General features: G+C 65.6%; 2 protein-coding genes. One reads left to right on the top strand and one right to left on the bottom strand.

Going from position 1 to position 7667, the window contains the following annotated elements; genetic code table 11:
* Positions 1–1146 (bottom strand): tyrosinase family protein (locus ABD255_RS43025; protein ID WP_344222664.1); only part of this gene is annotated, 1146 nt, incomplete at its 3' end.
* A gap of 1403 nt (positions 1147–2549) precedes the next feature.
* On the opposite strand from ABD255_RS43025, the gene ABD255_RS43020 reads away from it, so the two are divergent.
* A complete protein-coding gene (locus ABD255_RS43020; protein ID WP_344222663.1) occupies positions 2550–7640 on the top strand; it encodes a DNRLRE domain-containing protein in 5091 nt (1696 codons plus the stop codon).
* The last annotated feature ends 27 nt before the right edge of the window (positions 7641–7667 follow it).

Genomic DNA, 7667 nt, shown 5'->3' with positions numbered 1-7667 from the left:
GTCCAGGTCGTGTGGGCCGCCTGCCGTGACCGCTGGCCCCGCGGCGAGATCACCGCCGAGATTGTCCCACCCACCCCAGTGGCCGCCAGCGAACCAGCGGTGGACCAGATCGAGGTTGTGCTTCCCGCGGATCAGCACATCCAGGTCGTGGGGTCCTCCGGAGGTGACCGTCGGCCCTCCCGCTTCGTCGGGCGCGGGAGGCAGATGAACAGCAACGTTAGTGTCGTAGCGCGGTGGACGCACAATCGCGGGATGCTTGTAAGTTCTTGGGACGCCGTCGTTCTCCGGCGCGAACCACGGACGAGTGAAGTGCTCATTGTCGAACTGGTCGAACGAATGACCCGTCGACCAAGGTTCCGCGTTGCTGTTCAGGGCCGCTTGGCTGCTCAAGGAGCCATAGACGTAAGCAGGGTCAAGCCGTTCCCCGTGGCCGGGCTGCGTCTGCCAGAGCGCGAACAGGCGATCTACGTTGGAGTGAAGCAGGAACACGAACGGATCACGGAAGGAGATGTGCTGGCCTCCCATACTGACGAAACCGTGCATCGCATTGTGAACGAGCTCCAAACGAGTTGCCATTTGGGCGAAGTCGTCAGCCGACACAACCCCGCTGTCATCGGCCGGGTCGGCAGGAGTACCGGCGATGTGCCGCATCACCATCAGGGGAGGGTCCGCGGGGTTGCCCGATGCGTCGCGGTGGGGATCTGCGCCGGGAACGTAGTAGCCGGCGCTCAGCCACGGCTCACCGATCGCCGCAGGGACTGAACCTCCATACCCCATGAGGTCGGGGGTGAACAGGCTGAGAGTTCCCGTCGCCCCGGCCCCCATGTTGGCCCCCGTGATCGCTCTCGGATCCTGAGTCCAGTCCCAGTAGTGCAGTGACAGTTGCGGGTTGATCGCTCGGAGCAGCTGCTCGAACCGATTGACGATCACCCGGTGCCACGGAACGAACTCCGGGCCGCCGTGCACATGGGTCGCCTGGTGGATCTCGTCCTGTTTGAACCACCACGTCACCCCTCCTGGGACCGAGTCCAGCCGGTCGCCGGGGTACAAACGATTGTTCAGTTCGACCAGCGCATCACGGAGCAGTGCCCGCTCAGCTGGCCTGACAGACGCGACATTGCGACGAATTCCATCACCGAGAGCCATAGCTACACCGTCCCCCGACTTATTGCTAGGCCCTTCAGGTATCTCACCGCCCTGGCGGGCCGTCAACCCCTGGCCCGCCTCCGACCCCAGGGAAAGTGGTCGGCGCTCTTTGCGCCCCAGCGGGGACTCGAGGTGGTCGCTGGGAGTAGGGCAGCGAAGGGCTTTCCGATCTGCGCCAACCCGCAATACAAGTCTGCATGTCGTTGGAATCGTTCACTTTGAAAGGACGTTCGATTCAATTGAGGGAGCCCGGAACAGCTCGGCACCATGTGATGGAATGCTGTTGCGACCAACGGATTAGAGGCCGCCAGAGCGCAGCGACTCCGACTTGGTTGTCGACCAGCTATCAGAGAGCTACAAAGTCACGAGTCTCTGAATTGACAGCGCGAAGTCCGCCAAGCAGATTGGCGTCTTGGTCGACTACGTCGTCTATCGCTGTAGTGCGCCCAGTCGCCGCGATGCTCGGCACGCGGGCGGGGCTGAGTCTGTCAATGGGTCTGGCAATGAAACCCCGCCACCTCAGGGCAGATCCGACAGCGTAGACAACCGCAGCAACAGTGTTTCCGGCTGGAGACAGCGCGTCCTGGGACGGCCCTCGCTCTTGTAAAGCGATGACCGGGACTTGGAGCCCCAGACTAAAGCGGCTGGCCGAGACCGGCAGCGTGACATGAACTCATGTCTAGCAGGGGTGTCAACGCGCCTAGGTCAACGAGACTCGGGCCGGCGACCGCTGCGTCCGCCGTCGACTACCTCTAGGCCCACCCGGACCGTTGATAGATCCAGCAGAACCCCATCGACACGTCGCTCTGGACCTGCTCCGTCCGCGTGTGGTGCGGCTCGTCGTGCGAAATCCCAGAGATCTATGGTGAATCTCGACCGTGGTGTGGGCGGCCGTGTGGACGAAACCGCTTGTAGATGGCGGATGCGACGCGTTGAGCGTCCTCCTCGTAATGAGAAGTTCATCGGTTCGATCTCCGACAGACCGGACTACCACCCGGTGATAACGACTGTTACGACAGGGGGTGCGGCAGTCGCTCGCTCTGGCCTGGCGGCGTCCTCGGCGGAACAGTTCGGCTCCCTTCCGCTGTCGGCGATCAGTGGGACGGGAGACCACCCGATGAGCCTGTGTCATCCAGGGCGGCACTTCAGACCCGGGGCGTCGACGGGTCCGGTGGTGGTTCCACTACCGGATATCGCCCAGGCTCGGTCGCTTGGGGGTACTGGCGGTTTGTCAGTGGTTCACAGTGAGGTTGCAGGTTGTCGCAACTCTGTAACGCTTTGCTATGTGTTAGCGATGTAGCGGTCGCTGGCCAGCTCGGTGACCCGCCTAGTCACCGATGCCTCTTAGGCCGGCGTCAGGGGTGGGGATCGTGTTTGTTCTGGATCGTTCTCAGCGTGCCCGCGTGCAGAAGTTTCCGCGCCTGGTGGCGGTTGTGGTCTCGTTCGCGTTGATGCTGACGGGGCTGGAGGCCCAGCAGCCGGCGGTTGCGGTGCCGGCGGAGGACCCGAAACCGGCGGTGGCGAAGGTGGATTCGCGGCCGGATCTGGTGTCGGCGGTGCTGACGGCACGTTCGCAGGGCTCGAAGGTTGAGGTCGAGTCGCTGCGGTCGGACAGATCGACGACCTGGGCCAACGCGGACGGCACGATGACGACGGACTCGCACCTGGCGCCGATCCGGTTCAAGACATCGAAGGGCACGTGGCAGTCGATCGACTTGACCTTGGTGAAGGCGGTGGATGGGACGGTGGCGCCGCAGGGTCACCAGTTCGGGCTGCAGCTGGGCAAGCGCAACGACGCGGTCGGGGGTGTGTTCGCGTCGGCGACGGCGGGTTCGGGCCGCCTGGTGGAGTGGTTGGCGCCGTGGAAGCTGCCGGAGCCGACCCTGGACGGAACGAAGGCGACTTATGCCGAGGTACAGCCCGGTGTCGATCTGAGGCTGGATGCGCGCCGGTCGGGTTTCGAGGCCGACTTCATCGTGAAGGAACGCCCGATTGTGGCGCCGGTGTGGCGGATCCCGCTGCGTACCAAGGGATTGACGGCCCGGCAGGCCACCGATGGGACGGTCGAGTTTGTTGATGCCAAGAACGTGGTTCGGTCGCGGATCCCGGTCGGGCAGATGTGGGACGCGGTCTCCGACGAGCACACGGGCATGCCGGTGAATACGGCGCCGGTGAGCATGTCGGTGGAGCAGGTGTCGCCGGGTAAGGCGACGCTGGTGATCGCTCCGGACGCGAGCTGGTTGCTGGACCCGGCACGGGTGTTTCCGGTGACGGTGGACCCGACGTACGCGAACACGCCCCTGTATTCGACGTTCGACACGTTCGTGCAGTCCGGCTGGCCCAATGATTTGTCGTCCACGGTGGATCTGCGGGCCGGCAAGAACGGCACCACGACCGAGCGGTCGTTCCTGAACTTCGCTGGGGCGTCGTTCCAGGGCAAGGACATCACGGCGGCGAGCCTGTCCTTGTACCAGTACGGCGCGACGACGTGCACCGCGACGCAACTGAATCTGCATGCGGCGCTGCCTGCGTCGACGTCGACCAGGTGGACGTCTCAGCCGGTGACGAGCAGCACAGTGTGGGGTTCGGTGTCGGCCGCGAAGGGTTTTTCCAGTGCTTGTGCTGCCGGGCGGATCTCGGTTCCGATGACCGGGTTGGCGCAGTACTGGTCGGGTCAGACCGACGCGACGGTGGGGGTGGCGTTGAAGGCGGCGAACGAGGCGGACGCGAACGCGTGGAAGCGGTTCGTGTCCAGCGAGGGCGACGCCGACCCGTACATCTCGCTGACCTGGAACCGGCCGCCGAACCCGCCGGCGACGGTGGAGACGACCGAGGCGGTTGCCTACGCGGCGCCAGGAGACACCACGTCGTCCATGTATTCGCCCAGCCTGAAGCCGTGGGTGCGGACCAAGGCGACCGATCCGGACGGCAACACGGTGAAGTACGTGTTTGAGTTCTTCACCGGCGACGGGCCGACGTTCAACCTGTTGGGGACGTGTACGTCGTCGGTGTATGCCTCGGGTACGACGGCCGGGTGTCGCCCGGCCACCGATTTGCCGGACAACACGTTGCTGTATGTGCGGGCGAAGGCGAACGACGGCCGGATCGACGGCCCGTGGACGGGCTACCAGACCCGGCTGCGGATCGGTGGTGCGAAGCCCGCCGACCCGGTGGTGTCGTGCCCGGCGCCGTACGACGTCACCAACTCCTGGCAGGACAACCCGCCGGCGACGGATGTGGTGTGCACGATCACCGCGACCGGCACCGGCTACAACGCCCCCGGCTATTTGCGTGTCACCGTGGACGGCAAACCGATCGCCTCGAACACCGGGGTGGCGGGCCAGTGGAAGATTACGCCGTCCAGTGACCCGGCGGTGGCCAAGACGACGGTGACGATCCCGCACGGCACGCCGGGTCTGCACGCGATCACCGCACAGGCCGAGACCCCGGCCGGCAACCTGTCCACGGTCAAGACCCACAGCTTCGGGTGGGGTGGCACGGCGCTGACCTCGCCGACCTCGACGCCGCGGATCACCACCGCGAACACGGTCCGGCTCACTGCGTCCGGCCCGCCGAAGGGCCAGTCGTCGACGGTGACGGCGAAGGTGCGCTGGCGGGTCTCCGGGTACGGCGGCGCTGATGACCTGGTCGGGTGGAACGAGGACGCCACGGCCCTGCCGGTGGTCGACAGCGGTGCCGGTGGTGTCTCGGTGAACACGGTGTGGGACACCATGAACGCCAAGTCCGACGCCAACCTCGACTCCGACCCCGACACCGCCGGCGTCCAGCCGACCATGTTGAACGACCGGGTGCCGGTGAAGCTGGACATCCAGGTCTGCTTCACCTACGGCACCTCCACGGTTCAGTGCACCTGGTCGCAGACGCCGGACACCACTGTGCAGCGCGTGCCGCACGCGTTCGGCAACGGGTTCCCGACCAGCGGCGCCGGCCCGGGGCAGGTAGCTCTGTGGACCGGTGAGTTCAATGCCTCGGAGACGGACGTCTCGGTGCCTGGGTATACCGGTGATCTGTCGGTTTCGCGGTCGCACATGACGTATGAGACGCCGACGAACCAGATCAATGGCGCGTTCGGGCAGGGCTGGACCGCGCAATTCGACGGCGCCGAGGCCGGTGCCGCGGGGATGCAGGTGATCGACTCCTCCCGCATCGACGGCACTCTTGTGCTCATCGCTGGTGACGGGACCGGCCTGATCTACGAAACGCCCTCGGGTCAGCGTCGTACGACCGAGTCGTTCGAGCTCGGGGACTGGGTGCCTGTCGATGAGGAGTCCGAGCTCGACGGTTCGCGTCTGACCATCAGCGGAACGGGCGCCTCGCCGGTTTTGTCCTACATCGAAGACGACGGCACCATCACCACCTGGAAGCCGGCTGCGGTCCCGGTCGCGAACGCGGCGACCTTGTTCCGCGCGGACGGCATTTCCGAAGCGGGGATTGCCGGCAAGACGACGTTCTCCTACGACGGCAATGGCCGCGTCGTCCGGATCCTCGGTCCGGCCCCGCCGGGAGTCACCTGCGGCGCCTACAACGCGTCATTGCCGTTGACCGGGATGAACCCGGGCTGCCGCGGCATTCACTTCGTCTACACCACGATCGGCGCCTCCCGGGTCCGGCTCGGCGAGGCCTGGCTGGACATCTACAACCCCGACAGGACTGGCGGCGCCGGCATGGACTCGATCAAGGTCGCCGCCTACACCTACGACACCAACGCGCTGCTCACCAAGGTCACCGACCCGCGCTCCAACCTCTCCACGGAATACACCTACAACACCGAGAACCACCTGACCTCGATGAAGCCGCCCGGGCAGGTACCGTTCCAGTTCAACTACGTCACCGTCGACCAGCGCGAAAAGCTCGACTCGGTCACCCGCGCCCGCCCGGTCGGTGACCCGACCGGCGGCACCGCGACGCTGGGCAAGTTCGTATATGACGTGCCGCTGTCCGGCACCGGCCTGCCGGACCTGTCGGCGGGCTCGGTGGCGCGTTGGAACCAGAAGGCCGTTCCCACCAACGGGTTCGCGGTATTCGGCCCCGACCACCCACTGACCGGCGCACCGGGTTCGGGTGATTGGCAGTACGCCGACCTGCAGTACACCGACCCCGCCGGCTACACGATCAACTCCGCCAACTACGGCGCCGGAAACTGGCAATACACCGCCACCGACTACAACGACCAGGGCAACGTCGTGCGTGAACTCGACGAACGCGCCCTGCGTGCCGTGATCGACGACCAGTTGCCCGCCGGTGCGGCGGTCGACCAGCTCGCCAGTTTGACCGTCTACAACGCCGACATCAAGAACGCCGCGGGAGCGGTGGTGACGCCCGCCGGCACCTTGGTGACCGAAACCTACGGTCCCGCCAGGTATGCCGCGTTGAAGGATGGAACCGTCCGCTGGGTCCGTGCCCACGGCCGCACCGACTACGACCAGGGAGCGCCGAACGCCGGCATCGACCCCGTCACCAGCCTGCCGTATCGGCTCGTCACTGCTGAGGTGACGTCGGTGTTCGATCCCGGCACCGGTGCCGATGTCGAGACGATGTCGCGGACGCTCACCGATTACGGGGCTCCCGTTTTGGGGGATGTGGACGGGTGGGCGCTCGGCCAGATCGGCAGGACTGTCGTCGACGTGAACCTCAACGGTGCCATCGACCAGGCGACAGACATCATCACTTTGGCGCGCTACGACGCCGAGGGACGCCTCGTCGAAACTCGCCAGCCCGAATCGAACGGCACCGATGCCGGAACCGCAAAGACGGTCTACTACACCGCGGGCTCCGCGTCTCCCTCGCAGTGTGGCGGTAAACCCCAATGGGCAGGCCAAATCTGTTGGAGCGGCCCAGCTGCAGCTCCCGGTTCCAGCACCGGGCCGACTCCGAGTCTTCCGACCAAGACGACGACGACCTTCAACTACCTGCTCGCACCGACCACGGTAGTGGAGACATCGGGCGCGGCAACCCGGACCACCACCGTCACCTATCTGGCCGACGGCCGAGAAAAGATCAGCCAGACCACAGCCACGGGCCTGGCCGGGTCGACTGCCAACGCCAAGGCCGAGATCACGTACGACGCCGCCAGCGGGCTGCCGACGGTCCAGACCGCCACCCACATCGGCGGCACAACCACGAACGTGGCCACCGGCTACGACTCATGGGGCCGAGCAATCACTTATCAGCCGTCAGGTGAGCAGGTCACCACTACGACCTACAACGCTGCTGGCGCGGTCGCGTCCGTCGTCGACGCCAACGGGTCAACCGCTTACACCTATGACGGCACCGACGCAGCGGGAAACACCGAGCGGCGAGGACTGGCCACAAAAGTTGAGGTCACCACCGCAGGTTCCACCTGGACCTCGACCGGCGCCTACGACGCGGCCGAAGCGATGACTGCACAGAAGCTTCCCGGCGGAATCACGGAGATCAACCAGATCGACAACGCCGGCGAACTGCGCTTGACCCGTCTCGACGGACAGGGTTGATGTGAGATGGTCAGGCTATCTGCTCGG

This window comes from Kribbella sancticallisti, from assembly GCF_039530625.1.
Classification (GTDB): Bacteria; Actinomycetota; Actinomycetes; order Propionibacteriales; family Kribbellaceae; genus Kribbella; species Kribbella sancticallisti.
Note: the sequence above shows the minus strand (reverse complement) of the source record. Positions and strands in the feature narration are given on the sequence as shown.